The 3384-nt window shown below is 34.1% G+C and carries 2 protein-coding genes; both read left to right on the forward strand.

Going from position 1 to position 3384, the window contains the following annotated elements; all coding sequences use genetic code 11:
• Window positions 1-634: 634 nt before the first annotated feature.
• Window positions 635-1996: a DUF4139 domain-containing protein gene (locus AB1422_18120; protein MEW6621216.1), complete on the forward strand. Its 1362-nt coding sequence runs from the start codon at window positions 635-637 to the stop codon at window positions 1994-1996.
• Between the two features lie 395 nt (window positions 1997-2391).
• A complete protein-coding gene (locus tag AB1422_18125; protein ID MEW6621217.1) occupies window positions 2392-3180 on the forward strand; it encodes an aminotransferase class IV in 789 nt (262 codons plus the stop codon).
• Window positions 3181-3384: the final 204 nt, after the last annotated feature.

The raw sequence follows: 3384 nt of genomic DNA on the forward strand, positions 1-3384 counted from the left end.
AAGATGTGAGTCCTCCTTTGGTCATATGGATTACCCATTTTCCTTCCGTGATGTATGTTCAAACGCATTACCCAGAGATGCTTTAACCTAACCTATTTATTCATCTCCGACAAGGACATTGCCAGTGCTTCGCTGAGAAAGGGCAGTTGGCACGAGTTAATACGCCATAGTCATACACCCCAATAGGTCATCTGTCCTTCGTCACTCCATCATATCACCTCACGATGATACCCTGTCTTTCTGTAGATACAGATTGTTCCTTTATCTACATAATTACAAACTTCTATACAAGGATTAGGCTTGCATAGGTGGTTTTCCCAACCACTCGGGTATCCCATACTTCAAAGCACACCTACTCTCTACTTTCTACTTCCTATTTTCAGAAAAACCTGCTTTTTATTAGTTTCTTGGTCTATAGTCTATGGTCTTCGGTTTGTAGTCTAATTTTTTTTCTTGACGATAATGATATAATAGTGTAAAATAATTACTGAATGGAAATTAGATATTGGGTAAGTGAAGCGAGAACATTAATCTCAAAGAGGGCTTCACGAAATTAAAAGTAAGTAATCGGTTAATTGGTAACTAATTACCATTCACCAGTTACCATTTACCAAGTACAAGGAGGTAAAAAATAATGTTTAAAAAATGTATTTTCTTGATTTTAATTAGTTTGAGTCTTATTGGTGAAATAAGGGCTGAAAGCAAAGAAGGAGTTGAAATTACTGTCTATAATCAGGATTTAGGGTTAGTTAAGGATAACAGATGGATAGAGTTTAAAAAGGGTGAAAATATCATAAGATTTACTGATGTTGCTTCATTAATCGACCCAACATCAGTCCACTTTAAAGCCACAAAATATGAAGATAAGGTTAAGATTCAAGAACAAAATTATGAATATGATTTAGTCAGTGCAAATAAACTGTTAGAAAAATATGTAGATAAGTCAATTCAAATAATTACAAAGGACAATCAGCTCTACGAAGGTTCGTTATTAAGTTTTGATGATAAGCACATCATTTTGACCAGGGATAAGACAAAAGGACCTGTGGTGATGGTTAATCTTGAGAATGTAAATGATATAAAATTCCCTGAATTACCTGAAGGATTAATGACCAGACCTACACTTATGTGGGGAATAATTTCGGATATTGGTGATAAAGATTTATGTGAATTGACTTACCTCACCAAAGGGATGAAGTGGTATGCAGATTATGTGGCAATTGTTGATGATAAAGATGCAAGTTTAGACTTGACGGGCTGGGTAACTATTGATAATCAAAGCGGCACGACTTATAGAAATGCCAAGTTAAAACTTATTGCTGGAGATATTCATTTATTAAAGCCAAAAGAACCAACAAGGGAGATAATGTATGCGGCGGCAAAAGCCGCAGAAGAAGGATTTAAAGAAGAATCTCTATTTGAGTATCATATTTATACCCTTACCAGACTGACAACTTTAAAAGATAAGCAAACTAAACAAATTAACCTTTTATCCACTAATAACCTTTCTTGCCAGAAGACTTTTATTTATAATGGCGCCCGATATGGGAAAAAAGTTCAAGTGAATTTAGAATTTGTGAATTCACAGAATTATGGATTGGGAATACCACTCCCTAAAGGTAAATTCAGGGTATATAAAGCAGATAAAGAAGGTGCCTTGCAGTTCATCGGTGAAGATGAGATTGACCATACCCCAAAGGATGAAGATGTTAGAATTTCCATCGGAGAGGCATTTGATGTGGTTGGAGAACGAAAGATTATCAGCCGTCAAAAAATAACCTCGCAAATCCGTGAGGATACTTATGAAATAGAAGTAAAAAACCATAAAGACGAAGATATTGAAGTTTCAGTCATAGAATCACAATACGGCACCTGGAGTGTAATAAAAACTACCCATGATTACAAAATTAAAGATGCCAATACATTAGAATTTAAAATTAAGGTTAGAAAAAATGATAAGGAAACAATAAGATATACAGTTAGATGTGAGTGGTAAAATATCCGGGACGGTTCACTTTTGTTTGAAAGCGTGCGGTTATAGCACTTATTAATCGAAATTTGACCCAGATATGGCTATGAAATTCCAAATCACAAATTCCAAATTCCATTTAGTGAATTAGTGAATTAAGCGAATTAGCGAATTAGTAAAATCTAATCTCTAATTCACTAATCTCTAATTCGCTTTTTGGTATGTGGAATTTGGTGCTTGGGATTTGGGATTTTTTACTTATCCACCCTGAGTAAAATTTTGACTAATAACTGCTATAGAAAATGGAGTTGAAATTAGAAATTAGGGGGAGAAATAAAAGCCCAATTTCTAATTTCCAATTTCAACTTTCTGTGAATATTTACAAATGTATATCCAAAATAAATCATAGGGAAAACGATAAAATGAACTGTCCCAAATATCCTGATTTATTAGTCTATGTCGATGGTAAATTTATCCCGGAAGTAAATGTGCTCAATATAATTGAGCCAGATGGCTTATTTGAGAGTTTAATCTTTAAAGAAGGTAAGATATTTAAGTTAGAAGAACATTTACAAAGATTATATGATGGGGCGAAAGTTATAAAAATTCCTTTAGACAAAGATAAATTAATCCTGGCGATTCATCAGACGATTAAGAAGAATAATCTTACTAATGGTTATATTCGAATTAGTGTTTTTAAATCCAGCCTTCAGATAATCGTTAGACCTCTACCACAATATCCTGAAGAAATATATACTCAAGGAGTTTCAATCATTACTGTTCCTACCAGAAGACACTTTATAGAATCAACTAATCCGCAGGTAAAATCATCTAATTTTGCGGCGAATATTATGGCTAAAATAGAGGCAACATCCCATTTTGAGGCAATAATGTTCAATGAAAATGGCTATGTGACCGAAGGAACAATAAGTAATATATTTGTTTGTAAAAAAGGGAAATTAGTCACTCCTCCGATTTATTTAGGGTTATTAAAGGGTATAACCCGAGATTTTGTCATAGAATTAGCCCAAAAAGAGCAAATTGAGGTAAAAGAAGAACCAATTACCCGATTTGACCTTTATTGTAGTGATGAGGTGTTTTTAACCTTTACATCAGCAGGAATTGTGCCAGTAATCCAAATAGATGGACGAATTATAGGAAATGGACACCCGGGTATCCTCACTCAAAAATTAGGTGGTGTCTTAATCTAGCATAAAGGTTAAAATAGTGTATAGGGTTCTGCAAAATAGGATTTGAGGAAGACAACAAATAAATATCAAATATTAAACCTGAAATCGGCAAGTAGTTGAGTAAAAAGGGGGGAGTGGGGTAAAAAAGAAGGCTATTTTGACAAATTGGGGAGAGAATTAAGGAAAAGATGAAGGGAATTAGATAACAGATAGGATTAAGATGGG

This window comes from bacterium, from assembly GCA_040757115.1.
In the GTDB taxonomy this organism is placed as follows: Bacteria; UBA9089; CG2-30-40-21; order CG2-30-40-21; family SBAY01; genus JBFLXS01.

Bases quoted from the DNA above. Each gene is read 5' to 3' on its own strand.
- AB1422_18125 (MEW6621217.1), top strand. From the start codon at position 2,392: ATGAACTGTCCCAAATATCCTGATTTATTAGTCTATGTCGATGGTAAA.
- AB1422_18120 (MEW6621216.1), top strand. From the start codon at position 635: ATGTTTAAAAAATGTATTTTCTTGATTTTAATTAGTTTGAGTCTTATT.